At 60.2% G+C, this 23117-nt stretch carries 26 protein-coding genes; 19 read left to right on the top strand and 7 right to left on the bottom strand.

Going from position 1 to position 23117, the window contains the following annotated elements:
• The first annotated feature begins 30 nt into the window (after nt 1-30).
• Genes HX884_RS16515 through HX884_RS16495 form a run of 5 tightly spaced genes read left to right on the top strand, consistent with a single transcriptional unit; the run spans nt 31 to nt 5122 of the window.
• The gene (locus tag HX884_RS16515) at nt 31-546 is read left to right on the top strand and encodes a hypothetical protein (protein ID WP_045621971.1); all 516 of its coding nucleotides are present in this window, start codon (nt 31-33) and stop codon (nt 544-546) included.
• Entirely contained in the window at nt 546-1268 is a 723-nt protein-coding gene (locus tag HX884_RS16510; RefSeq protein WP_178328488.1) for a GIY-YIG nuclease family protein, read from the top strand. The genes HX884_RS16515 and HX884_RS16510 overlap by 1 nt, the downstream gene beginning before the upstream one ends.
• Nucleotides 1234-2706 carry a terminase gene (locus HX884_RS16505; RefSeq protein ID WP_178328487.1) on the top strand — a complete coding sequence of 491 codons (1473 nt, stop codon included), beginning with the start codon at nt 1234-1236 and terminating at the stop codon, nt 2704-2706. The genes HX884_RS16510 and HX884_RS16505 overlap by 35 nt, the downstream gene beginning before the upstream one ends.
• A 12-nt stretch (nt 2707-2718) precedes the next feature.
• Nucleotides 2719-4188, top strand: coding sequence for a DUF1073 domain-containing protein (locus tag HX884_RS16500; RefSeq protein ID WP_178328486.1), 1470 nt, complete (start codon nt 2719-2721; stop codon nt 4186-4188).
• Entirely contained in the window at nt 4115-5122 is a 1008-nt protein-coding gene (locus HX884_RS16495; protein ID WP_178328485.1) for a phage minor head protein, read from the top strand. Before HX884_RS16500 ends, HX884_RS16495 begins: the two co-directional genes overlap by 74 nt.
• Before the next feature lie 45 nt (nt 5123-5167).
• Here the strand turns inward: HX884_RS16495 and HX884_RS16490 are convergent, their stop codons facing one another.
• Nucleotides 5168-5305 carry a hypothetical protein gene (locus HX884_RS16490; RefSeq protein WP_165616300.1) on the bottom strand — a complete coding sequence of 46 codons (138 nt, stop codon included), beginning with the start codon at nt 5303-5305 and terminating at the stop codon, nt 5168-5170.
• Nucleotides 5306-5474: 169 nt separating this feature from the next.
• Between HX884_RS16490 and HX884_RS27655 the strand changes: the two genes are divergently transcribed.
• The 11 genes from HX884_RS27655 to HX884_RS16435 all read left to right on the top strand — a co-directional run bounded on the left by HX884_RS27655 (nt 5475) and on the right by HX884_RS16435 (nt 15901).
• Nucleotides 5475-5993 carry an HNH endonuclease gene (locus HX884_RS27655; protein WP_084832475.1) on the top strand — a complete coding sequence of 173 codons (519 nt, stop codon included), beginning with the start codon at nt 5475-5477 and terminating at the stop codon, nt 5991-5993.
• A 222-nt stretch (nt 5994-6215) separates the two neighbouring features.
• Complete coding sequence (locus tag HX884_RS16480) at nt 6216-7415, top strand: site-specific integrase (RefSeq protein WP_166159938.1); 1200 nt, start codon at nt 6216-6218, stop codon at nt 7413-7415.
• The gene (locus HX884_RS16475; protein WP_166159937.1) at nt 7412-8476 is read left to right on the top strand and encodes a YhcG family protein; all 1065 of its coding nucleotides are present in this window, start codon (nt 7412-7414) and stop codon (nt 8474-8476) included. Before HX884_RS16480 ends, HX884_RS16475 begins: the two co-directional genes overlap by 4 nt.
• Nucleotides 8477-8818: 342 nt before the next feature.
• Nucleotides 8819-9211 carry an ATPase gene (locus tag HX884_RS16470; protein WP_166159936.1) on the top strand — a complete coding sequence of 131 codons (393 nt, stop codon included), beginning with the start codon at nt 8819-8821 and terminating at the stop codon, nt 9209-9211.
• 136 nt (nt 9212-9347) lie between these two features.
• Entirely contained in the window at nt 9348-9605 is a 258-nt protein-coding gene (locus HX884_RS16465) for a metal-sensing transcriptional repressor (protein ID WP_166159935.1), read from the top strand.
• A gap of 9 nt (nt 9606-9614) precedes the next feature.
• Entirely contained in the window at nt 9615-10925 is a 1311-nt protein-coding gene (locus tag HX884_RS16460; RefSeq protein ID WP_166159934.1) for an MFS transporter, read from the top strand.
• A 317-nt stretch (nt 10926-11242) separates the two neighbouring features.
• Complete coding sequence (locus tag HX884_RS16455) at nt 11243-11593, top strand: DUF2958 domain-containing protein (RefSeq protein WP_166159933.1); 351 nt, start codon at nt 11243-11245, stop codon at nt 11591-11593.
• Between the two features lie 65 nt (nt 11594-11658).
• Nucleotides 11659-11937 carry a hypothetical protein gene (locus tag HX884_RS16450; protein WP_166159932.1) on the top strand — a complete coding sequence of 93 codons (279 nt, stop codon included), beginning with the start codon at nt 11659-11661 and terminating at the stop codon, nt 11935-11937.
• Between the two features lie 714 nt (nt 11938-12651).
• The gene (locus tag HX884_RS16445) at nt 12652-13482 is read left to right on the top strand and encodes a DUF932 domain-containing protein (protein ID WP_166159931.1); all 831 of its coding nucleotides are present in this window, start codon (nt 12652-12654) and stop codon (nt 13480-13482) included.
• Nucleotides 13483-13562: 80 nt separating this feature from the next.
• The gene (locus HX884_RS16440) at nt 13563-15629 is read left to right on the top strand and encodes a ParB/RepB/Spo0J family partition protein (RefSeq protein ID WP_166159930.1); all 2067 of its coding nucleotides are present in this window, start codon (nt 13563-13565) and stop codon (nt 15627-15629) included.
• A gap of 62 nt (nt 15630-15691) precedes the next feature.
• Nucleotides 15692-15901, top strand: a complete 210-nt coding sequence (locus tag HX884_RS16435) for a hypothetical protein (protein WP_033476338.1) — start codon at nt 15692-15694, stop codon at nt 15899-15901.
• A gap of 128 nt (nt 15902-16029) precedes the next feature.
• On the opposite strand, the gene HX884_RS16430 is transcribed toward HX884_RS16435, so the two are convergent.
• Entirely contained in the window at nt 16030-16548 is a 519-nt protein-coding gene (locus HX884_RS16430) for a GNAT family N-acetyltransferase (RefSeq protein ID WP_166159929.1), read from the bottom strand.
• Nucleotides 16549-16878: 330 nt separating this feature from the next.
• On the opposite strand from HX884_RS16430, the gene HX884_RS16425 reads away from it, so the two are divergent.
• Nucleotides 16879-17835, top strand: a complete 957-nt coding sequence (locus HX884_RS16425) for a transposase (RefSeq protein WP_141101032.1) — start codon at nt 16879-16881, stop codon at nt 17833-17835.
• A 44-nt stretch (nt 17836-17879) separates the two neighbouring features.
• Here the strand turns inward: HX884_RS16425 and chrA are convergent, their stop codons facing one another.
• The 3 genes from chrA to HX884_RS16410 form a co-directional block, all read right to left on the bottom strand.
• Nucleotides 17880-19109 carry a chromate efflux transporter gene (gene chrA, locus HX884_RS16420; protein ID WP_043372455.1) on the bottom strand — a complete coding sequence of 410 codons (1230 nt, stop codon included), beginning with the start codon at nt 19107-19109 and terminating at the stop codon, nt 17880-17882.
• On the bottom strand, nt 19106-19408 hold the full coding sequence (locus tag HX884_RS16415) for a PadR family transcriptional regulator (RefSeq protein WP_043372456.1): 303 nt from the start codon (nt 19406-19408) through the stop codon (nt 19106-19108). The genes chrA and HX884_RS16415 overlap by 4 nt, the downstream gene beginning before the upstream one ends.
• A 332-nt stretch (nt 19409-19740) precedes the next feature.
• The gene (locus HX884_RS16410; protein ID WP_178328484.1) at nt 19741-19947 is read right to left on the bottom strand and encodes a hypothetical protein; all 207 of its coding nucleotides are present in this window, start codon (nt 19945-19947) and stop codon (nt 19741-19743) included.
• Nucleotides 19948-20194: 247 nt separating this feature from the next.
• Between HX884_RS16410 and HX884_RS16405 the strand changes: the two genes are divergently transcribed.
• Complete coding sequence (locus tag HX884_RS16405; protein WP_166160458.1) at nt 20195-20509, top strand: DUF736 domain-containing protein; 315 nt, start codon at nt 20195-20197, stop codon at nt 20507-20509.
• Nucleotides 20510-20545: 36 nt separating this feature from the next.
• Here the strand turns inward: HX884_RS16405 and HX884_RS16400 are convergent, their stop codons facing one another.
• Nucleotides 20546-21421, bottom strand: coding sequence for a DNA adenine methylase (locus HX884_RS16400; protein WP_166159928.1), 876 nt, complete (start codon nt 21419-21421; stop codon nt 20546-20548).
• A gap of 2 nt (nt 21422-21423) precedes the next feature.
• A complete protein-coding gene (locus HX884_RS16395) occupies nt 21424-22902 on the bottom strand; it encodes an AAA family ATPase (RefSeq protein WP_178328483.1) in 1479 nt (492 codons plus the stop codon).
• Between the two features lie 73 nt (nt 22903-22975).
• Here HX884_RS16395 and HX884_RS16390 point away from each other — a divergent pair.
• A partial coding sequence (locus tag HX884_RS16390) for a transposase (RefSeq protein ID WP_137444284.1) occupies nt 22976-23117 on the top strand: 142 nt, incomplete at its 3' end.

The raw sequence follows: 23117 nt of genomic DNA, 5'->3' as shown, positions 1-23117 counted from the left end.
TGAGCCTGTAAATAGATAACGGAGTAACCAATGAGCAAACCAGATTGGGAGGCCATTGAATCGGCTTACCGGGCTGGTTCATTATCAGTGAGGGCCATCGGTGAAAAGCATGGCGTTAACCATGCTACCATCCTGAAGAGAGCGAACAAAGAAGGATGGCAGCGCGACCTGACAGAAAAGGTCAGGGCGGCAACCAAAGCCAAGGTAACCAAGTCGGTAACCAAAGACAGTAACCAGTCACCAGTGGTTACTGATGAGCAGATTATTGACCAGGCCTCCGATGAGGCGGCTGCTGTAGTCATGGCTCATCGAGAAAGTCTGGCTGCATGGCGCGGCATCACCAATAAGCTCCGCGACTTCCTCGAAGATGCAGATATCACGGAAGAAAATCACGCCTCAATGTCTCGTTCGATCACTGCCGGTGTTGATGCTCAAATAAAAGTGATAAACGCTGAGCGCAAGGCGTATAACCTTGACACCGAAGAAGGCAATAAGACGGTTGATGACCTGTCTAACCTGATGGATTCATTGTCTCAGGGGGCGTAATGAGAACCGGTAAGATTTATCAATTCACTTGCACCGAAAATGGTAAGCGTTATGTCGGTTCAACTGTGAGATCGGAAAAGCAAAGGCGCAGTGAGCACCTCCACCTGTTAAGAAATGGGAAACATCACTCCCGTCATTTTCAACGCTGCTTCGATAAGTACGGAGAGGAGTCATTCGTCTTCGAGGTTATTGAAATTGTCGATGATTTGAATTTTATGTTGTGCCGGGAGCAATTTCATATCTGGCGAGTCGGCCCAGGGCTTCTTAATGCGGTAGATGTTTCGGACTCAGCCCTCGCAGCTGCAAAAGCTAACACTGGCAGGGTTCAGGGTCGTGAAGAAAGGTTGGCAAGGTCACTGTCTCAACGTGAAGCCATCGCGAAAGGGACAAGGAAAAAGAATGAGTGGTCTAAAGAACAGAGATTGGCTCATTCAGAAAGACTTACTGGTCGATTTATGCCGTCTGTTTCAGAGAAAACCAGGCAGAAAATTAGCAAAGCATTATGCGGCAGGCCTGTTTCAATAAATGGGGTGAAAGCATCAGTTGCTGCCAGAACGTCTTTCATCAATGAAGAGGTTTCGCTATGGCTAAAAATGCGGGAATCAGGGATGAGCTATAGGCAAATAGAAAAGGAAACCGGACGCTCTCGCGATGTTGTGTCCAGAGAGTGTAAGAGGGTTCGCGAGCATGAAAGCAGAGCATCTTGCGCTACTGAGCGATAAAGATTTCCGATTAAATAATCTCTACTGGATCACCGACAAAGAGGGAAAGCCAACGCGCTTCAGGATGACGCCTGAGCAACGGGAATACTTCGAGGGGATCCACACCCGCAACATCATCCTGAAAGCTCGGCAACTCGGCTTCACAACTGAGGTGTGCATCATCCAGCTCGACGCGGCCCTATTCGAGTCGGCGAAGTGTGCGCTGATTGCCCACACGCTGAATGACGCAAAGCGCCTGTTTCGCGAAAAGGTGAAGTACGCATACGATAAGCTGCCTGCAGAGATAAAGGCGGCCAACCCGGCCAGCAATGACTCTTCCGGCGAGCTCGTCTTCAAGAAGGGCGGCTCACTATACGTCAGCACGTCGTTTCGTGGCGGTACGCTGCGCTACCTGCACGTTTCCGAGTTCGGGAAGATATGCGCCAAGTATCCGGACAAAGCCCGTGAGATCGTCACTGGTGCGTTTGAGGCGGTATCGACTGGATGCTTCGCTACTATCGAGAGCACAGCCGAGGGCCGGGCGGGTTACTTCTTCGATTACTGCCAGACGGCAGAGAAAGCGTTGCTGCAGGGCAAGCCATTATCCGCGCTGGACTGGAAGTTTTTCTTCTTCTCCTGGTGGAAGAATCCGCAGTACGCAATCGACCCGGTGGAATCACTGCCGGTGCGCCTGCTTGAGTACTTCGCTGAAATGGCGGCGAAGCACGGCGTAGTCGTCAATGAGCGCCAGAAAGCCTGGTATTACGCCAAAGAGAAAACGCTCGGCGACGACATGAAGCGCGAATACCCGACCATTCCCGCCGAGGCGTTCCAGCAGTCGGTCGAGGGCGCGTATTACGCCAAACAGTTCCGATGGCTCTACACCAACAAGCGGATCGGCCAAATCCCTGATAACTCACACCTGCCGGTGCACACGTTCTGGGATATCGGCGTTGGCGACTCCACGGCGATCTGGTTCGTTCGCGAGGTTGGCGAAGAGTTCCACATCATCGACTACTACGAAAACTCCGGCGAGGGGCTGAGGCACTACATGAAGGTGCTGAAAGATCGCGGCTATGAGTACGGCGAGCACTGGGGGCCGCACGACATCGAAAACCGTGAGTTTGCCGCTGATGCTAAGTCACGCAAAGAGCTTGCGCGTGAAGGTTACGAAATCGATGGTCAGATGTACTCACTGAATTTCAAAGTGGTGCCAAAAGCTGGCATCGATACCGGCATTGAGTCGGCGCGTGAGATCCTCCCGAAATGCGTATTCGATGAGGAGAAATGCTCAGAAGGTATCTCTCACCTTGAGGGCTACCGCAAGGAGTGGGACGACAAACGCGGCTGCTGGAAAGATAAACCGCTTCATGACTTCACATCGCACGGCGCTGACAGCTTCCGTTATTTCGCAGTAGCGAAGAACAACCGCAAACAGGTCGGCACTGTATTCTTTTAAGGAGCATCGCCAGTGAGCGAACAAGATAACGGCCTTCAAATGGCTGTGAACAACCTCGCCACTGAAATGAGGCGAGCAAATTACCTGAATGCCATCGGCATCGGTGGCGGGAACACGAAGCGCCCGACGCTTTACCAGGAATTTGGCTACCCGCGCACTATCACCTTCAACGACTTCTACAACATGTACCGCCGCAACGCTGCTGGATTCGCTGTGGTGCATCGCCTGCTTGATGGCTGCTGGCAGGACTATCCGGTCATTGTTGACGGTGACGTGACGAAGGTCTCGAAATCGACAAATGACTGGGAGAAGAAGGTCACCAAGTTCATGAAGAAGCTGTGGCCGAAGGTGAAGGATGCTGACCGCCGCAATATGGTAGGGCGCTACTCTGCCCTGATACTGCAAATAAAGGACAGTAAGCCATGGAGTGAGCCGGTAGATATAAAACTGGTAAAAAATCTGGGTGAGACTGCCCTGGTGAAGCTTATCCCTGTATGGGAGCCGCAATTAACGGTAGCTGAGTGGGATAATGACCGACTCTCACCGACTTTCGCTCAACCACTGATGTTCAACTTCAACGAGCAACCTGTAGGAGACGAGTCATTCGTCGGCCCGCTGCGCGGCGAACCGGTACACCCGAGCCGGGTGATCCTGTTCTGTGAAGGGTCTGAGGACGACAACGTCCTGTCCGGAATACCTCTGCTGGAGGCTGGTTTCAACAAAGGCCTCGATATCGAGAAGATATCCGGCGGTGGCGCCGAGGGCTTCCTGAAGAACGCCAGCCGTCAGATCGCCGTCGAATTCAGCAAAGAAACCGACATGAACACGCTGGCAGACCAGGCTAAGAAGGCTGGCTATGCCGATCTCGGCGAAGCGATGGGCGATAAGGTCAACAAGCTTAACCGTGGTACCGATGCGGCGGCCGTAATGCAGGCCGGGCAGATGCACGTTCTGAGTGTTACGCCTGGCGACCCGGGCCCGACCTGGGAAGTCACTGCTAACGAACTGGCAGCCTCAGTGCAAATCCCGTTCACCATCCTGTTCGGTCAGCAGACCGGTCGGCTGGCGAGCGATGAGGATAAAACGGACTGGGCTATCCGCCGTAATACTCGGCGAAATGGCTTCCTTACGGACCGGATCACCGCGCTGCTGGAACGCTTCTGGACGCTTGGGATTATCGACCCGCCGACCAAAGGCGAGGTCACCATTTCGTGGAGTGACCTGCTGGCGCCCGGCGAGAAAGAGAAGATCGAGAACGCTTCGAAACTCGCTGACATCGTGCAGAAAACCACGCCTTACTATGGTGGAGACGCGCCGTTTACCGCAAATGAGTTGCGCGAGATTGTGGGGCTTGACCCGCTACCGGAGCCAAAAGAACCGCCGAAACCGGACGAGAAGGTGACTACCGATGATCCACTGGCCGATGACACCAGAACAGACGGCAAAGGTGGGGTTGCCGATAGTTCCGCGCAGCAAGGTTGACCCGACCAGATCGGCAAAACAGGTAACCGCGATGTACCGGGATATCGAAGGTCGGTATCTCGGCATCAAGCGCGCGCTGAAAGCCCTGTTCGACCAGCGCCTGACCGGGCGTGAGCGCGAGGTAAACAGCCATAACTGGCATTTCCTTTGCCACGACAACGGCGCGGATATTCGGCTCTACCAGGTCAACGCTGGCAAGTTCATCTACGACATGTCAGCGCGGGAACTGGCTGATTTGCTGGAGGCGGTGCAGGCTATTCTTGATGACCATCTGCTGGAAGGTGGCGAGCAAAATCTCTGGGCTATGGATTACGTAGTCGCAGAAGCGCAGCGCGGCACGCTGGAGGCGTTCAACAACCTCTCGCAGCAGTCGCAGGTATACGCCAGCCAGACGACGCTGCAGCAGCTTTTAAGCAGCCCCGGTCACCTTAATCAGGTGGCCACGGCCAGGCTGACAACGTTCAGTGACTGGAAGGTCATCAGCGACACAGCCCGTGGCGACCTGACCAACATCATCACCGATGCGGTAGCGCGTGGGGTGAACCCTCGCGAGACGGCCAGCGTCATTAGTAAGCGCCTCGATGTGTCGATGTCGAAGGCGAAGACCATCGCTCAGACTGAGCAGGTCGGCGCGCTGCGGCAGGCGCAATGGAACGAAACCGACTGGGCCGCTGATCGGCTGGGGCTTAACACTGGACTGCTGTGGCTGTCAGCGCTCAAGCCTACGACGCGAACCTGGCACGCCAGCCGCCACGGCAAGGTCTACACCACGGAAGAGGTGCGGGACTTCTACGCTGAGAACGGCAACCGGTACAACTGCTACTGCAGCCAGATTCCGGTGTTGCTCAACGACGACGGCAGCATTTTCAACCAGGGGCTGGCTGATAAGCTGGCGAAAGAGCGTAAGCAGTGGACCACAAAGGAGGCCGCATGATCGCAGTCATTGGTCTTTTACTGTTGCTTCTCGTGGTTCTGATTGTTATGGCGGCGGGTTCTGGATCAGCAGATCCTTGCTCGTGTCATCGCTGCGGTAAATATGTTCCTGCGCCAGCGCGTTTTTGCGATGGCTGCCGACCAGCGCCACTGAGCGGGTATCAACCGAGTAAAACAACCTCATCAGGCAAAGTGCTGCCACCACCAAAACAACGCTAAGAGGACGCAACGTGAAGCTATCCAGTATCCACGTTGTGGTACAATTGACGTGCGGCTAGACCGGCCAGTCGAAGAGGGTGAACGTAGACACCCCTGCCGCACCCATCATCTACGAAACCTGCTACGAGGTTTATATGAAAGAACAAGAATCATTGATTGAACGCTTCCGTGACGCTCTCTACTACGACGAATCATCGCCAAGCTTTCTTCGGTGGCGACACGACAAAATAAACGGCAACGGAAGAGTATTTTCACGGGCAGGAGATTGCGCTGGTTCGCTTAAAAAATCCGGGTACTGGGAAGTTAATTTCGAAGGTCGACTTCGAATGGTGCATAGGGTTATTTTTGCTCTTCACCACGGGACTTTACCGAGCCAGGTCGATCATAAAGACAGAAATAGAAGCAATAACAACATTACCAATCTGAGACCAGCGGGCACATCTCAAAACAGATGGAATGCATCAGTTAGGTCAGATAACACTAGCGGAATTAAAGGCGTTAGCCTGCATAAGCAAAGTGGTAAATGGCGAGCCCAGATATACAAAGACGGCAAGGCTATCCACCTCGGTACATTCCTGACGATGGGGGAGGCAGAGTCGGCTGTCGTGACAGCAAGAAAGACTCTCCATGGTGAGTACAGTTGCAACGGATAGTGACAAATAGAATTAATCCTTGAAACCCGCTTCGGCGGGTTTTTTGTTTCACGATGACTCCAGCCCGGTAGTTCGCTGGACTGCGCCACAGCTCGATACAGCAGGTTTATCAATAGCTTACGCGCGTCCATCATATGCCGGTGCTTTCTGAAACTTGATCCGGTTTTCCCTCGCGCCGCTCCTATCTGGCTCCTGGAATCCGGGTCGTTCCAAGGAGTCATCATGGCAAAGATCAAGCTCACCAAGACCGCCGTGGAGTCGGCGCAACCCCAGGCCAAGGACGTCGAACTGCGGGATACCGTGGTGCCCGGCTTCCTGTGCAAGATTACCCCGACGGGCCGCCGGGTGTTCATGCTCCAGTACCGCACGAACTCCGGTCAGCCCCGCAAGCCCTCGCTAGGACTATACGGGGAGCTGACCGTCGAACAGGCGCGGGTCAAGGCACAGGACTGGCTGGCCGAGGTTCGCCGGGGCGGCGACCCCGGCGGGGCCAAGGCCGAGGCGCGCAAGGCACCCACGATGGCCGAGTTGTGCAAGAAATTCATGGAGGACTACTCCAAGAAGCGCAACAAGCCCAGCACACAGGAAGGCTATCAGGGCGTCATCGACCGCAACATCATCCCGCTGCTAGGCCGCAAGAAGGTGCAGGACGTGAAGCGGCCCGATATTGCCGGGCTGATGGAGAAGCTGGCCTACAAGCCGACCGAGGCGAACAAGACCTTCGGCGTGCTGCGCAAGATGTTCAACCTGGCCGAAGTGTGGGGCTTCCGCCCGGACGGCACGAATCCGTGCCGCCACGTCCCGATGTACCCGCCGGGCAAGGAAACCCGGCTCATCGTGGACGAGGAACTGGTGCGGATCTTCCGCCATCTGGAGAAGCTGGAGGCGGAAGGGCTGGAGAACTACGTCATCCCGCTGGCGATCCGGCTGCAATTCGAGTTTGCCGCCCGGCGCTCCGAAATCTGCCCGCTCGAATGGAGCTGGCTGGACTTCGAGAACCGGCGCGTGGTGTGGCCCGACAGCAAGACCGGCGGCGTATCCAAGCCCATGAGCGAGGAAGCCTATCGGCTGCTTTCGACGGCGCCACGCCGGGAGGGTTGCCCCTATGTCTTGCCGTCGCCGAACGACCCGGCCAAGCACCTGACCTTTGGCGAGCACTATGGCGGCTGGTGCCGGGCGCTCAAGGCCGCCGGCGTCCCGCACGTCGGCACGCACGGCATCCGCCATCGCTCGACCACCGACATTGCCAATTCGGGCGTGCCGACCAAAGTGGGCATGAAGCTGACGGGCCACAAGACCGTGGCGATGTTCATGCACTACGTCCACACCGAAGACAAGCCGGTGCGCGAGGCGGCCGAACTGGTGGCCAGTCGGCGCCAGGCCATCACGGGCGCGCGGCAGCTTACGGAGGCGGCAGCATGAACGCGCGCCGGCCATCCGCAGCATCGTCAGCAGCACCTTCGGCGCTGCTGGGGGACATTCGGGCACTGATCGAGGCGGCGCGGCAGCGCGCCGCCTCGACGGTCAATGCCGAACTGACCCTGCTGTTCTGGCGCATCGGCCAGCGCATCCATACGGAGGTGCTGGCCGGCCAGCGAGCCGGGTACGGCGAGGAAATCCTGCCGACGCTGGCGGCGCAGCTTGTGCGCGACTACGGGCGCAGCTTCGCGGACAAGAACCTGCGCCGCATGGTGCAGTTCGCCGCCACCTACCCGGACGAGCCAATTGTCGTGACGCTGTCACGACAATTGAGCTGGTCGCATTTCCTGGCGCTGCTGCCGCTGAAAGACCCGCTCCAGCGGCAATACTACGTGCAGATGGCGAGTGCCGAACACTGGAGCGTGCGGACGCTGCGCGAGCGCATCGACTCGATGCTGTACGAGCGCACGGCGCTGTCGCAGAAGCCGGGCGAGACGATCGCGCAGGAACTGGCGACGATGCGCGATGCGCAGCGCATGTCGCCCGCCCTGGTCATGCGCGACCCGTACATCCTCGACTTCCTCGGGCTGCGCGACACTTGGCAGGAAGGCGACTTGGAGGCGGCGATCATCCGCGAAATGGAGTCGTTCTTGCTGGAGCTGGGCGCGGGTTTCAGCTTCGTGGCCCGGCAGAAACGCATTCCGATTGACGACGAGGATTTCCACCTCGATCTGCTGTTCTACAACCGCAAGCTGCGGCGGCTGGTGGCGGTGGAGTTAAAGGTCGGCGAGTTCAAGGCGGCCTATAAAGGCCAGATGGAGCTTTACCTTCGTTGGCTCGACAAGCACGAACGGGAGCCGGAAGAAGCCTCGCCGCTGGGGATCATCCTTTGTACCGGCAAGAAGCGCGAGCAGATCGAATTGCTGGAGCTGGACAAGTCGGGCATCCACGTCGCCGAGTACCTGACCGCTTTGCCGCCAAGGGGCGTGCTGGTGGAGCGGCTGCAACAGGCAACGCAGCGGGCGCAGTTGCAGATCGAGCAGCGCAAGACCGACACCGAGTAGTCCTGTCACCAGTAGTCGGGCGTCCCGGCGTGCCGCCGTCGCGCTGTCGTGCTGCGCATCGAGCCTCGCTGCGCGAGTCTCGCCCCATGCGGGCTTCCATCACTGACGCCTCCGGCCCTGGCGGGCCTGCGCGCTCCGCTTGCCGAAAACCCTTCGCGCGTGGATGGCGTGAGGGGGCGGTCTTGCTGTGTCCCTTCACCGTATCACGGCGTTCTCGCCGTCAAGGGCTGCGCGCGCCATGCGCGCTTGCGTCCTGGCGGTCGGCTGCGCCCCCTGACTGCTGCGCTGCGCCGTGACTTCGACGGTTCCGGGCAATTCCGCCCTTGCAACCGGAGAACCGTCATGAACGACAAATCACACGTTTCCCTCGAACAGCACGTTTGCCTGGTCTGCGGCACGGCGTTCGATACCGGCGCGATCCTGCTGGACAAGCGCCTGCGCGCGAGCATGGAACGCCACACGGCGACGGGCTGGGGCCTGTGCCCCGAGCATCAGAGGCTGTCCGATGACGGCTTCGTCGCACTGGTCGAATGCGATCCACAGCGTAGCGGCTCGCAGGCCGGTGGCCGCATGAAGCCGGAGCAGGCGTATCGCACGGGCCGACTGGCCCACCTGCGGCGCACGGTGTTTGCCGAGGTGTTCAACGTGCCGATCGAGGACAAGCAGGCTTGCGTGTTTGTAGAGCCTGGCGTGATCGACCAGTTGCAGTCGATGGCAGCAACGGCGGCAAGCTAGCCGCGCCACGCTGCCTTCGGTGCGTCGTCCCTGCGGGATGGCGCACTTTCTTCTGCTGCGCTGGCACGTCACTCCATTTGTGGCAAAGCATTATTGCCGTTAGACGCATCCCCCCCTAGGGGGATATAATTGCCGTATGACGGAATCACACAAACACGCCAGTCATCCTGCCCTTGTGAAGCGGCTCAAGCGTGCCGAAGGCCACCTTCGGCACGTTATCGGCATGATCGAGGCGGAGGAACCTTGCCTCGATATTGCCCGCCAGCTCTCGGCGGTAGAAAGCGCGGTAACGGCAGCAAAGCGTGCCCTGATTCATGACCACATCGACCATTGCCTTGACCATGATGCAGCTTCCGTCCTGAGTGAAATGAAGGCACTCGCAAAACTCCTATGAGGCCGACTTATGCTCGCTGTCCTTAAGAACCGCACCTATCGCCACCTGTTCGCTGCGCAAGTGATCGCGCTAGTGGGCACCGGCCTGATGACTGTGGCGCTGGGCCTACTCGCCTACGAACTGGCGGGCGCGGACGCCGGAGCGGTGCTTGGTACGGCGCTGGCTATCAAGATGCTTGCTTATGTTGGCATCGCCCCGATCGCTCAGGCGTTCGCCGACCGCTTGCCGCGTAGGTCGCTGCTGGTCGCACTTGACCTAATTCGAGCCGCCGTGGCTCTCTGCCTGCCCTTCGTCACCGAGGTCTGGCAAATCTATCTCCTGATCTTCGTGTTGCAGGCGGCTTCTGCCGGATTCACGCCGACCTTTCAGGCGACCATCCCGGACATCCTGCCTGACGAGGAGGAGTACACGAAGGCGCTGTCGCTTTCGCGGCTGGCCTACGACCTTGAAAGCCTGGTTTCCCCGATGCTGGCGGCTGCGCTGCTGACCATCATCAGCTTCCACAACCTGTTTGCCGGGACAGTGCTTGGCTTCCTTGTCTCGGCCGCGCTGGTGGTCAGCGTGATGTTGCCCGCCTCGACACCTGGCCCACGTCGCGGCATCTGGGAGCGCACCACGCGGGGCGTTCGCCTCTACCTTGCAACGCCGCGGCTGCGAGGACTTCTGGCAGTTAGCCTCGCCGTGTCAGCAGCAGGTGCGATGGTGATAGTGAATACGGTGGTCATCGTCAAGGCACGCTTCGGCCTGGGCGAAGCAGAAGTAGCTTGGGCTTTGGCGGCGTTTGGGGGCGGCTCGATGATCGCTGCATTTGCACTGCCTGGGCTGCTCAACAAATTAGCGGATCGACCTGTCATGATCACGGGAGCGGCGGTGCTGGTTATCGGTACGGCCATCGGGGCGCTGATTCCGTCTTATGTTCTGTTGCTTCCACTTTGGCTGGTGATTGGTTTCGGCTACAGCGTGGCACAAACGCCTTCTGGTCGGCTGCTGCGCCGTTCCGCCCATGCCGAGGATCGGCCTGCGCTATTCGCTGCACAGTTTGCGCTGTCACATGCCTGCTGGCTGATCTGCTACCCGCTGGCGGGACGCTTCGGTGCTGCCTTCGGACTGCAATCAACCTTCATCGTTATGTCGTTGATTGGCCTCGCCGGTGTAGTGCTTGCGCTAATGCTTTGGCCTGCCGGCGATCCATCGGATATCGCCCATGACCACCCGGATCTACCGCCGGATCATCCGCATATGCGCGAACATTCAGGCCAGGGCCGACACCACCACCTTCTGATCGTGGACGACCTACATCAAGGTTGGCCACGCATGTAGCGTTGTGTCCTTCACCAAACGCGATCTAACTTGACCAAGGGGGCTTCGGCCCCCTTTTTGCTGCGTCCGTTGGCGCAACTCCGGCCCTCACGGGCCTGCGCGTGCTACGCACTTGCCCCAAAGCCGGGGTGCGTGGAGGTGCGAGGGAGGCGGTCTTGCTGTTTCCCTCATCGTGCCACGGCGTTCTCGCCGTCAAGGGCTGCGCGCGCCATGCGCGCTTGCGTCCTGGCGGCCGTCTGCGACCCCTGACTGCTTGCGCTGCGCCGTGCCCCGGAAGGGTCGGGCAATTCCGCCCGGCAACCTTTCAGGAGTTCACCATGAACAACGCACTCATCACTGACGAACAGCGCATCGTGCTGCTGGCCAACGGCCGCGAATCCTTGGAGAACGCGGACTTCGATCCGGCGCCCGTGGTCAAGCTGTTCACGCCGGACGCCGGCGCGACCTGGCTGCTGACCGAGATTGATCCCGGCGACCACGATCACGCCTTTGGTCTTTGCGACTTGGGCCTGGGGATGCCGGAAATCGGCTGGGTCAGCTTGGGCGAGCTGGCGACGGTGCGCGGCGGGCTGGGCCTGCCGATCGAGCGCGACCTGTCTTTCCGCGCCGAGAAGCGGTTGAGCGCCTACGCGCGCGATGCGCGGCTGGCCGGGCGGATCGCTGTCTGACCCGCCCCTTGGAGCGCCGCAAGGCGCTCCTTGCGCTTTCTCGACCATCACAGGAGATCAATGCCATGAGCAGCCATCACGACTACATCATCGAAATCACGGCGCAGCACGATGCGCTCAAGCCATTCGCGCCGGAGAACGGCCAGCCGCTGCGCTTCAAGATCGGCGACGCGGTGATCTACACCAACGAATACGGCGTGCAGTTTCGTCGCCGCGTCACCGGGTTCTACCGGCCGAGTGGCCTTTGCGGTCACTACGCGCGTGGAGCGCGCTATCTGCTGAACTCGACTTCGCCGTGGGTGCCGGTTGCGGAATCCAGCCTGCGTCCTGACGACTCGGCCTGATGCCTTCGCGCCCCTTCCGGGGCGCTGCGCGCTTCGCTTGCCTCTAAGGGAAAGCCCTGCGGGCTATCCCCGCCGCGCGATGCTTGGCACCCCTAAAAGCCGCCGAACCGGCTGCGCCGGCTCGGCCAGAAATCCGCAGTCACAGCAGAACCCGCTTCCCGATGCGTGGGGCGTGTTGCGCCTGGTGCTCATCGAACCTTGAAGGCTGTGCGTCCCCGGCCAAGAAACATGGCCGGTCGCGCTGTCGTGCGCGTAGCGCATCGAACCCCCTTCGGGGTTTCGCCCCTGTCGGGCTTCCATCGTTCCCTCGCTCCGCTCGGCTGACGCCTCCGGCCCGGATTCCTAGATCCGGGCCTGCGCGCTTCGCTTGCCGTGCGGTCGGCGTGTGGGATGGCCGTTGCCTTGTCCAGCCGTCTCCCCTGACTTCATCACCTTCACCGCGACTGTAGCCCGCGCCCGTGTGCCGTCAAGGCGCGCAGGGCCGTGTCCTCGGCTGCGCCTGCGGGCCGCACCAACCCTGCGCTTGCCTCCTTGACGGCATCCGTTCGCGCGCTCCTGACCGTCGCGGGCGATGAACTCAGGAAAGACGGTGGCAACAGGGCCAACCGGGTTCCTCGTGCCGACCGCACCGAACAGCCGAAAGGCTGGGCTTCCGAATCTAGGAATCCGGTGTGCGGTGTGAACAGCAAACCTCTTTTTGTCAGGAGAAAGACCATGCAACTCGCATCCCGTTTCGCTTCCCGTTCCCCGGTGCTGCGTTCGGAACGCCCCTTGTCCGATGACCAAATCCGGGCCGTGGCCCCGTCCATCTTCGCCGAGGCTCCGCACGAAAGCCGCTCCGAGCGGTACAGCTACATCCCCACCGCCACCGTGCTGCAAGAACTGCGCGGGGAAGGCTTCGAGCCTTTCATGGTGACGCAAACCCGCGTGCGCCACGACGACCGCCGCGACTACACCAAGCACATGATTCGGCTGCGCCATGCCAGCCAGATCAACGGCCGCGAGGCCAACGAAATCATCCTGCTGAACTCCCATGACGGCACCAGCAGCTATCAGATGCTGGCCGGAATGTTCCGCTTCGTTTGCAGCAATGGGCTGGTGTGCGGCGACACCGTGGCCGATGTGCGCGTACCCCACAAGGGCGACGTTTCCGGGCATGTCATCGAAGGCGCTTACGAAGTCTTGCGCGGCTTCGACCGGGTGAAGGATTCCCGCGATGCCATGCGCGCGATCACGCTGGACGAAGGCGAGGCCGAAGTATTCGCCCGCGCCGCGCTGGCCCTCAAGTACGACCCCACCGACAACAAGCCCGCGCCCATCACCGAATCGCAAATCCTGATGCCGCGCCGGTTCGACGACCGCCGCCCCGACCTGTGGAGCGTGTTCAACCGCACCCAAGAAAACCTGACCAAAGGCGGATTGCATGGCCGCAGCGCCAACGGACGCCGCCAGCAAACCCGCCCCGTGCAGGGCATTGATTCCGATGTGCGCCTCAATCGCGCCCTCTGGATGCTGGCCGATGGCCTGCGCCAGTTGAAAGCCTGATTCCCCACGCGGCAGGGGCAGGCAGCAGCCCTTGCCGCATCCCTCGCTGCTGCATCCCTGAACCGTTAGGAGTTATCACCATGAACGCCATCACCTACACCGAAGCCCACGCCGTCAATGCCGCCGCCGCTGTCCCGCTGGAAGCCGCCGACCCGACCAAGAACCTGACTCTGGTTCCGCTGTCGCGGCTGGTGCTGCGCCCCACGGGCCGCAACGTGCGCAAGACCCCGCGAATGTCCATCCCCGAGCTCGCCGCGAGCATCCAGCGCGTGGGCCTGCTGCAAAACCTGATCGTGATTGCATCCGCCGATGGCGCGCATTACGAAGTCGTGGCCGGTGGCCGCAGGCTGGCCGCGTTGAAGCTGCTGGCGAAGAAGCACCGCATCAGCAAGGAATGGGAGGTGCCTTGCCTGCTGGTGGCCGATGGCACGGCCCGCACCGCCAGCCTCACCGAGAACGTGCAGCGCGAAGCCATGCACCCCGCAGACCAGTTCGAGGCATTCGCCGCGCTGGTGGCCGAAGGCCGACCCATCGAGGACATTGCAGCGGATTTTTCCGTCACGCCGCTGGTGGTGCAGCGCCGCCTGAAACTCGCCAATGTCTCGCCGCGCCTAATGGCCGACTATCGGGCCGATGCCGTGAGCCTTGACCAGTTGATGGCCCTTGCCATCACCGACGACCACGCCGCGCAGGAAGCCGCCTTCTACGATGCGCCAACGTGGCAGCGCCAGCCGTCCGCGCTGCGCGACCGCCTCACCGAAAGGGAAATCGACGCCTACCGGCACCCGCTGGTGCGCTTCGTCGGGCTGGACACCTACGAAGCCGCAGGCGGTGGCGTGCGCCGTGACCTGTTCGCCGAAGGTGACGCGGGCGTGTATCTGACCGATGCCGCGCTGCTGGACAGGCTGGCGCAAGACCGGCTAGCGGGCATCGCCGCCCAGGTGAAGGCCGAAGGCTGGGCATGGGTGGATGCCACGCCGGGCGTGACTCATGCCGACCTGCACGCTTTCCAGCGTGCGCCGAGGGAACGGCGCGAGCCGACCAAGCGCGAAGCGCAGCGCATCGAGAAGCTGCAATCCAAGATGCAGGAACTGGCCTCAGCCGTGGATGACGCGCTGGACGCCGACGACGAGGACAAGGCCGACGCGCTGCAAGAGGAAGGCAAAGCCGTGGGCGAGCAGTTGCAGGCGCTGGAAGATGGCTTGCAGGACTACAGCCCGACCGTGAAGGCCGCAGCCGGTGCCATCATCACCATCGACCGCAACGGGCAGGCCGTGATTCATCGCGGGCTGATGCGCGAGGCCGAGGCCAAGGCGCTGCGCACGCTGGAACGCCTGCGCCAAGGTTTCAGCGGCGAGGATGCCGGGAACGACGACGAAGGCGAGGACGGAGACGGCGACGGGCAGCCCAGGACTGCCGCCATGTCCGACCGGCTGGCGCAGCGGTTGAGCGCCCACCGCACGGCGGCGCTGCAAATCGAAATCGCCCGGCATCCGCAAGTGGCGCTGGCCGCGCTGGTGCATGGCATGGTGCAGACCGTATTGCAGGAAAGCCACTACGGCCACGACCTGCCGTTGGGCGTGAGCCTGAAAGTGCAAGACCGGCTGGAAGGCATGGCCCCGGACTGGCCGGAATCGCCTGCTGCCGTGGCGTTGCGCGAACTGCAACAGGTGGCAGGTGAAGGCTTGCCGCAGGACAGCGCCGATCTGTTCGCCGCGCTGCTGGCGAAGTCGCAAGACGAACTGGTGCGGCTGCTGGCGGTATGCGTGGCCGTCACGGTGGACGTGGTGACACCCCGCACCACGCGGCAGCAGCCGAGCGAGGAACTGGCGCAGGCCGTAGGGCTGGACATGGCCGCATGGTGGAAGCCCACCAATGAGGGTTATTTCCGGCATGTACCGAAGGCTGCGATTCTGGAAGCCGTGGAGCAGTTCGCCCCGTCGCACGTCACCCGGCTGGCGAAGTTGAAGAAGGCCGACATTGCCAGCGAAGCCGAGCGGCTGGCGGACGGAACCGGCTGGATGCCTGCCATCTTCGCCACCGAAGGCACGCAGGAAGCCACGCAGGCAGAACCGCAGGAGCAGGACGACGCCCCGGAGGATGCCGAGGCAATGGCGGATGAACCCGCCGTGGCGCTGGCCGCTTGACCCACGCCGACAGCAAGCGCCCCGGCCTCGACCGGGGCGCTTCGCTGGAAGGAAAACGCCCCATGACCCGCACCACCACCAGCCGCCCACGCATGGCTGCGATCTACGCCCCCGGCGCGGTACGCGCCCGCCGCTGGCACGGCGATGGCGACGTGCGCGGCTACCGTCCGCCCTCGGGCTGGTCAGCTCGCGCTGACCTGACCGACATTCACCCCATCACGGGCCGCGCCTTGCCGCGTGCCGTGTGGTGGCTCATCGAGACGAAGGAATAACCCGAACAGCACCGCGCCCAGGCCGTTCCGTCCTGGGCGCGGTGAAACGCAAATCCGGGCGCGGCGGTGGCCGCGCCCGGTGTTCAAGGCCAACAGCCGAACCAAAACACCGCCGCCTTCGCGGTGGCTCAGGCGGCGGCGTTGAAGGCATCGCTGTAGTGCGCGACGCCTTCCGGCACTGGCCCGTGCAGGGCCAGCGCCATGAAGTAGCCGGGCGGCACGCCCGGCAGTTGCAGGCCCGCGTGGGCCTCAAAACCAAAGCGCGCGTAGTACGCGGGATCTCCCAGCAGCACGCAGCCTGCGGCTTGCATGGCCCGCAGTTCGGACAGCGCCTGTTCCATCAGGCGCGAACCGATTCCTTGCCGCTGCCTTTGCGGCAGGACGGAGATTGGCCCCAGGCCGTACCAGCCTTGGGCCTGTCGCCCGTGGTCATCGGTGATCGTCACCGGCGACAGCGCGACGTGGCCGACGACTTGGCCGCGTTCTTCGGCCACGATGGAAAGCATCAGCTCGCCGGCGGCTCGCAAGGCCCGCACGATGAATTGCTCGGTGTGGCTGGTGTGTGGCGCATCGGCAAAGGCGGCCACCGTCACTGCCTCGATGGCGGAAGTGTCGTCCGGGGTTTCGTGTCGGAGCTGGAGGGTCATGGACTGGTCTTGGCTTTCTTCCTCAAAATATAGAACGGCCTGGGCGTGTCGGCGCGATGCGCCGCCGGGCTTTGCGGGCTTCGCCCCGCGCCGACTTCGCCGTCACGGCCATTCGGCTTCAATCCCTTGTATCTTTGAAGTGCGTGTTCGGCAGTGCCGTCACGCCCGGACCTGTCAGGGTTCGGGGTTGGCCGCAGCATGTAGCCCGTCATCCCTCGGTGCCTCTCGAGCCCGTGCGTGAGTCCTGGGCGCATGCTTGCGCCCGATCTCTGAAAGCCCGAACAGTTGCGTGAACGCCGTTCGCATTTGCAAGGAAGGGACGCAGGGATCATGGCCAATCAAGTCGCAGTCGGAATCGACATCTCCAAGAAGACCATGGATGTAGCCATTGGGCACGAGCAGTCCACGGCAATATTCAGCAACGATGGCGCCGGGCATCAAGCGTTGATCGAGGTGCTGAAGAGCCATCAGGTCTCGCTGATCGTGATGGAAGCGACCGGGCAGTACCAACTGGCCTGTGCCTGCGCGCTCCAGGCTGCGGGGTTTGCCGTCGTCGTCATCAACCCTCGGCAAGCCCGGGACTTCGCCAAGGCCATGGGGCGATTGGTCAAGACCGACAGCGTGGATGCCAGGATGCTGGCGGAATTGGCCCAGGTGCTGAATCTGCGGCCTGATCGAGATCGCTTCATCAAGCCAATGCCAGACCAAGCGCAGCAGTATCTGCATGCGTTGGTACTTCGGCGTCGACAGTTGGTGCGCTTGCTGGTCAGCGAGCGCCAACGCAAACACATGGCGCACGCGGAGGTGGTGCAGGATATTGCGGAACTGATGGATATGCTCTCGACTCAGCTTGAGACGCTGGATCGGAAGATTGCGGAACACCTGGCCCAGCACCAATCCAATCTGGCCGCCTTGCTCAAGAGCGTCAAGGGCGTTGGCCCGGCGACGGCTGCGACGCTGATTTCCGAGCTGCCGGAGCTAGGCCAACTCAAGGCCAAGCAGATCTGCGCGCTGGTGGGGGTCGCACCGATGAACCGGGACTCGGGCCAGGCGCGCGGCAAACGCATCATTTGCGGCGGACGGGCCACGGTCAGGAGTGCGTTGTACATGGCCGCCATCGTCGCCATGCGCTACAACGCCGTGATACGGCAGTACTATGAGCGCCTGCTGGCGGCTGGCAAGCCGAAGAAAGTGGCTATCGTGGCATGCATGCGCAAGCTGTTGGTCATCATGAACGCCATGGTCAAAACCGGGCAGCCATGGAATGAGCCGCTTGCACCGGCATGACTTTCTAGATGGTGGCGGTGTCCCTATGTCCTGGCGCCTGGGCTTCAGATACCCATCGCCATGACCCAGCCCGCGAGCCCGGCCAGCAGCACCACGAGCGCTGGCGGCACACGTCCCACCGTCAGCAGCCCGAACGAGAGCAGTGCCAGCCCGAAATCCGCCTTGCCGTGGATAGCGCTCGTCCACACCGGGTCGTACAGCGCGGACACCAGGATGCCGACCACGCCGGCATTGATGCCCGCCATGGCCGTCTGGATGCCCGCGCGGTGGCGCAGTCCTTCCCAGAACGGCAGCGCACCGACCAGCACGAAGAAGGCCGGCAGGAAGATGGTGCCCAGCAGTGCCAGACCACCGATCCAGCCATGCAGCGGCCCCTGTGCGACGGCGCCGAGATAGGCCGAGAACGTGAACAGCGGCCCCGGCACGGCCTGCGCCGCACCGTAGCCGGCTAGGAAGTCGGCGTTGCTCACGATGCCGCTGGGCACCACGGCGGCTTGCAGCAGCGGCAGCACGACGTGCCCGCCACCAAAGACCAGTGCGCCGGAGCGGTACACGCCTTCTAGCAGCGCGATCGTGGATGAGCCCGTGGCTGCCGCCCATAGGGGTAGCCCGACGAGCGGTGCGGCGAACAGCAGCAGTGCCACGATGCCCAGCTTGCGCGAGACGGGGTAACTGTGGGCTCGGCCGCCGCCGGGTTGCGCGATCTTCAATGTCCACCAGCCCAACAGTCCTGTCATTGCAATGGCGGCAAGCTGGCCTGCAGCCGAGGGCAGGATCATGGTCAGCAGCGCCGCCAGAATGGCTAGGGCAGCACGCGGCCGATCCGGGCACAGTGACTTGGCCATTCCCCAGACAGCTTGCGCCACGATGGCCACGGCTACCACCTTGAGCCCATGCACCCAGCCCGACTGGGCCAGCCCCTGGTACTCCGCGATGCCGAAGGCGAACAGGATCAGCGCAATCGCCGACGGCAAGGTGAATCCCGCCCAGGCCGCCAGCAGGCCCAGCCAGCCCGCGCGGCCCAGCCCCAGCGCCATGCCTACCTGGCTGCTGGCTGGGCCCGGCAGGAATTGGCACAGGGCGACCAGATCGGAGTAGCTGCGGTCATCCAGCCAGTGGCGGCGCTCGACAAACTCCGAGCGGAAATAGCCCAGGTGCGCGATCGGCCCGCCGAAGGAGGTCAGCCCCAGCTTGAGGAAGGCGCCAAAGACTTCGACGGGTGAGCCGCGCGCGGCTGCGGCCTCATGCTGCAAGGTGTTGGTGGAATCTGTCATTTGTGCATTGCCTCCCCGGTGAACTCCCAGATGCGTTCCTTGGCCAGCGCCAAGCCTTCCATGCCCTTGGGCGTGATCGTGTAGAGCTTGCGCACGGTGCGCCCTTCACGCTCCTGGCGGGAGACGAGGTAGCCGTCGCGCTCCATCTTGTGCAGCATCGGGTACAGCGTTCCTGGGGAGAGGCGATAGCCGTGGTGGGCCAGTTCGTCGATCATCCACTGCCCATAGATCTCCTGCTCGGCCGCGTGGTGCAGCACGTGCAGGCGGATCAGCCCCGACAGCAGGTCGTGGTGCTCCATGGCGCGGGGTGTTGGTTTTTCTTTCATATCGAATAACGATAACGAAATTCGATATTTTCACGATGCGCTGTCTTGACTTTTAAGACAGTTGCTCACGCCTTCGCGCCTGCGGCGCTGCGCGCTCGCGCTTGCCTCCAGGGGAAAGCCCTGCGGGCTATCCCCGCCGCGCGATGCTTGGCACCCCTTGAACACCGCCGAACCGGCCTACGCCGGATCGGCCCGGCCAGCGCCCCGCCGCGATGGGCGCGGCGCTGGCGAACACGCTGGCGCTTGCTGCGGCAGGTTGTGCAAATGCGTGCCGTCCTCAACGCTGGCGGTTCCCGCCTGTCACATCACGAAGGACGGTTCACGGACAACCCGCCCGGCATCGCTATGGAGCTTCCACGCCACGCCTCAAGACCGGCACCGCAAGGTGCGGCAGGGGCGTTCTCGCCTGTCGTCGGGTGGTTGACCTGGCCCGCGTTAGCGGGCGAGCCGGAGCAGCCTTCATGCCGGGATGCCGAGCCGGCCCCATCTCCTTTCGGAGCGGTTCGGCCCAAGGCGTCCTTGTCTCGTTGTGAATCCTGGCGGGGGCGCGGCTGCGCCTCGGGCTTCATGGCTGCAACCGTCCGGCGAAAACAATTTCCCCGCCGCTGCGCGGCTTCCTCGCGCAGCAAATTCTTTTCGCCTTCCGGTTCTCCACTGCGTTCCGACCGCAAGCGGTGCAGCCAGCCCGTCCCCCGCCGGCCGAATCACAACAAGGACGCGATGGGCGCGAACCTTGTTCAACCGAAAGGAGAAAACATCATGGCCAACATCGGCACCTTCACCGCAGAGAAAGACGGCTTCGCCGGCACGCTTCGCACCCTGACGCTCAACGTCAAGGTCAAGCTGGTTCCCAACGACAAGGGGGACAACGAGAAGGCCCCTGACTTCCGCTTGCAGGCGGCCAGCCACGACATTGGCGCGGCGTGGAAGAAGACCAGCGAGGCCGGGCGGGAGTACATCTCCGTGACCCTCGACGATCCATCGTTCCCAGCCACGGTCTATGCCCGCCTGATCGAAAGCGAGGATGGCACGCACGACCTGATCTGGTCGCGCAGCAAGCCCCAGGCGGCGTGACCGCCGCAGCGCTCCGCCCATTGCGGCGGGGCGTTTTTAGCTCACCGCCCTAGTTTGAGGAATGGCTTCATCAGGCACTGTCAAGTTCTGACTGAAGAACATTACCTCATTACCAACGTATCGTCTTTGTGCGGTGTAGTTCAGACCATAGCTCAACGATTGGCTCATGCGATACATGGCGCAAATTTCTTCGGCGTTGTCATAAGACACGACCCAAGGCCATTTGAACTTCTTCTGTTGAATGACTTTGGCAATGGCCGCGTGGTCATCATGCTCGTAGTAATTTCGATACAACCCCTTTCCCTTAACGTAGTATGGAGGGTCGAGGTAGATCAGAGATTGTTTTGGCAAAAAATCCGAGCAGCGATTCAGAAGGCACAGTGAATCTTCACAATACACCGATATGTCACTCTGTCGCCGGGCGATTTCACGAATGCGTGAAGCAACAACGTCCTTCTTAAATCTAGCGTCCAGCTTGTAGTTCCCGTTCTGACTCTTTCCACCAATGACGCCTGCCTTGAGAATTCCAGACCGATTCGTCCGATTCATGAACAAAGTCGCAAATCCTTTATCGACTAGGCTGGCAACGGAATCTTCTCGTAAAACGGTTCGCCATCTAAACCATTCTTCAATGGTAATAGGGGTGGATTCGAGTAAATCAAGAAGCTCAGTTGAATGCTTTGTTACAGCAACCCAAAAAGCATATACGGCAGGATCAGCATCGTTGATGTGGATATGACTTGCGTGCCCATGAAAGAGTAGATCAAGCGCAACGCCTGCCCCGCCAGCGTATGGCTCCAAGTAATGCCCTCCCGTGACACCATTCGTTTCCATTATTTTTGCAATAAATGGAGCAAATGGCGCCTTCCCGCCAGGGTAGCGCAGAGGGCTATACAGTCTGTTTGAGAACATCGTTATACCTTTCTTGGCTTAACTTCCAAGGCGGCCAACTTGGTGACGTCCACAGCATACCCTGTGCTCATCACACCGTGAACAGCCGTCTTGAAATTCTCCAAGAATTCGTTAATAAGCATTGGATTGTTATCTATCCAATGCTTCCAAGGATTGTAGGGCTTGACTCCAGATGTGAGCAATTTCTGAAATTCGACACCCTTATAAAAACGCTTAAAAACCTCTCTCGGCTTCTTGGTTCCAGTGTATGCAGCCACCCGCTCCTTCACCTCAACAGAATCCCCGTTGATTGAAAACTCGTTCAAAACCTCGCGAGCTGCATTGGTGAAAACATCTCTTGTGAACTGCAAATCATTCTTCCAAAATGGATGGGCGGCAGGGAGATTGTACAAGTGCTCGAACACAAGCTGGTCAGGTGGGAGATGCCCAGGCAAGAGGGTCACTGTCTTATAGCTCTTCCCTGTAACCTGAGAGTCTTGATCTGCATCTAAGCAGACGATGCTTCTTTCCGAGAACTCAGGGAGTTTCTTCTGGATCAACTGAAGATAATTAGAGCATCCGAGTGACACTTCCGACATCGGATTTGTGAACTTCTTTATTGGCTGCCTAAACATCAAAGTTGCAAAAAAATCTTCGGCCTCTTTGTCTTCGAAATAGATATTTATGCGAGGCAGTGAAACTCCAGATGACGTATCAATGGTCTTTGTGTTGATGTCTGCACTAATTTGTGCCCATGACCAGTCTTGCATCACCTGGACATTGCCGTAGGTGTTGCTCAAATAAATGGTCTTGTACTTTCTTCTGAACTGACGACTCTGCTCATACGCATATTCAATCAGAACCGGCGAATGCGAAGTCATGACAACTTGAAGATCCAAGCTCTTGCACTCGCGATCAAGCATCTTTAGTAGATTTACTTGTGCAGTCGGAAATAGCCCAGCATCAGCCTCGTCGATTAAAAGCAAACCACCTTTATAGTCAGCATACTCTTCCTTCAACTTTCTGAAAGACATCAAGGCCAATATGATCTGGCCTGCATTGTCCTCACCCGCCGAAACAGAGTCTTGGTCGTAGTTCTCCCCATGCGCCACCGCAGAACTGATAGTTCCATCAGTCCCTGTTGCAAGCGATGCGTTGCGGTTAAGAAGCTCGTTCGTTAGCGCAATGAAATCTTTCTTGTGATGCTCTAGATAATCAAAGTCGCCTAGCTTGTAGTCTCTGGCCGCGATAGGGTAAAGACGCTTCAAGCTAAGAAAAATTACCGGATGAGTAAAATTCCTACTCGTGTTGCTGCTTCCGGCCGCCGTGCTGTTATTTCTAACTACAGGTCTAGGCGACTTCCCTCTTTTCATCAACTCAAGTCTGGCGGTCGCAGCCTGATTTGTATATCCGTCAAGCAAATCAATGTTTACGGACATGGAGCCGGGAACATCAAACTTTTCGGATATCCTGAAATGGTCACTGTATTGAGACTTGAACATTTTGACCTGCTCCCCGTTGATTAGTACACCCCGATGTTAGTAATGTCTTCATAAGCCACATGAGGACATCCCCATGAAGAAGCGTTTTTCCGACGAACAGATCATCAGTATTCTCCGCGAAGCCGAAGCTGGGGTACCCGCCCGTGAACTCTGCCGCAAGCATGCCATTTCCGATGCCACGTTTTACACCTGGCGTAAGAAGTATGGCGGTATGG

It is taken from the genome of Enterobacter sp. SECR19-1250 (assembly GCF_013391025.1).
Classification (GTDB): Bacteria; Pseudomonadota; Gammaproteobacteria; order Enterobacterales; family Enterobacteriaceae; genus Enterobacter; species Enterobacter cloacae.
The sequence above is the reverse complement of the archived record's forward strand: the minus strand, read 5'-3'. Positions and strand labels throughout refer to the sequence as shown.

Coding starts and splice junctions, on each gene's coding strand:
- HX884_RS16515 (WP_045621971.1), top strand. CDS start 31: ATGAGCAAACCAGATTGGGAGGCCATTGAATCGGCTTACCGGGCTGGT.
- HX884_RS16510 (WP_178328488.1), top strand. CDS start 546: ATGAGAACCGGTAAGATTTATCAATTCACTTGCACCGAAAATGGTAAG.
- HX884_RS16505 (WP_178328487.1), top strand. CDS start 1,234: ATGAAAGCAGAGCATCTTGCGCTACTGAGCGATAAAGATTTCCGATTA.
- HX884_RS16495 (WP_178328485.1), top strand. CDS start 4,115: ATGATCCACTGGCCGATGACACCAGAACAGACGGCAAAGGTGGGGTTG.
- HX884_RS16490 (WP_165616300.1), bottom strand. CDS start 5,305: ATGAGGTTGTTTTACTCGGTTGATACCCGCTCAGTGGCGCTGGTCGGC.
- HX884_RS27655 (WP_084832475.1), top strand. CDS start 5,475: ATGAAAGAACAAGAATCATTGATTGAACGCTTCCGTGACGCTCTCTAC.
- HX884_RS16480 (WP_166159938.1), top strand. CDS start 6,216: ATGGCAAAGATCAAGCTCACCAAGACCGCCGTGGAGTCGGCGCAACCC.
- HX884_RS16475 (WP_166159937.1), top strand. CDS start 7,412: ATGAACGCGCGCCGGCCATCCGCAGCATCGTCAGCAGCACCTTCGGCG.
- HX884_RS16470 (WP_166159936.1), top strand. CDS start 8,819: ATGAACGACAAATCACACGTTTCCCTCGAACAGCACGTTTGCCTGGTC.
- HX884_RS16465 (WP_166159935.1), top strand. CDS start 9,348: ATGACGGAATCACACAAACACGCCAGTCATCCTGCCCTTGTGAAGCGG.
- HX884_RS16460 (WP_166159934.1), top strand. CDS start 9,615: ATGCTCGCTGTCCTTAAGAACCGCACCTATCGCCACCTGTTCGCTGCG.
- HX884_RS16455 (WP_166159933.1), top strand. CDS start 11,243: ATGAACAACGCACTCATCACTGACGAACAGCGCATCGTGCTGCTGGCC.
- HX884_RS16450 (WP_166159932.1), top strand. CDS start 11,659: ATGAGCAGCCATCACGACTACATCATCGAAATCACGGCGCAGCACGAT.
- HX884_RS16445 (WP_166159931.1), top strand. CDS start 12,652: ATGCAACTCGCATCCCGTTTCGCTTCCCGTTCCCCGGTGCTGCGTTCG.
- HX884_RS16440 (WP_166159930.1), top strand. CDS start 13,563: ATGAACGCCATCACCTACACCGAAGCCCACGCCGTCAATGCCGCCGCC.
- HX884_RS16435 (WP_033476338.1), top strand. CDS start 15,692: ATGACCCGCACCACCACCAGCCGCCCACGCATGGCTGCGATCTACGCC.
- HX884_RS16430 (WP_166159929.1), bottom strand. CDS start 16,548: ATGACCCTCCAGCTCCGACACGAAACCCCGGACGACACTTCCGCCATC.
- HX884_RS16425 (WP_141101032.1), top strand. CDS start 16,879: ATGGCCAATCAAGTCGCAGTCGGAATCGACATCTCCAAGAAGACCATG.
- chrA (WP_043372455.1), bottom strand. CDS start 19,109: ATGACAGATTCCACCAACACCTTGCAGCATGAGGCCGCAGCCGCGCGC.
- HX884_RS16415 (WP_043372456.1), bottom strand. CDS start 19,408: ATGGAGCACCACGACCTGCTGTCGGGGCTGATCCGCCTGCACGTGCTG.
- HX884_RS16405 (WP_166160458.1), top strand. CDS start 20,195: ATGGCCAACATCGGCACCTTCACCGCAGAGAAAGACGGCTTCGCCGGC.
- HX884_RS16400 (WP_166159928.1), bottom strand. CDS start 21,421: ATGTTCTCAAACAGACTGTATAGCCCTCTGCGCTACCCTGGCGGGAAG.
- HX884_RS16395 (WP_178328483.1), bottom strand. CDS start 22,902: ATGTTCAAGTCTCAATACAGTGACCATTTCAGGATATCCGAAAAGTTT.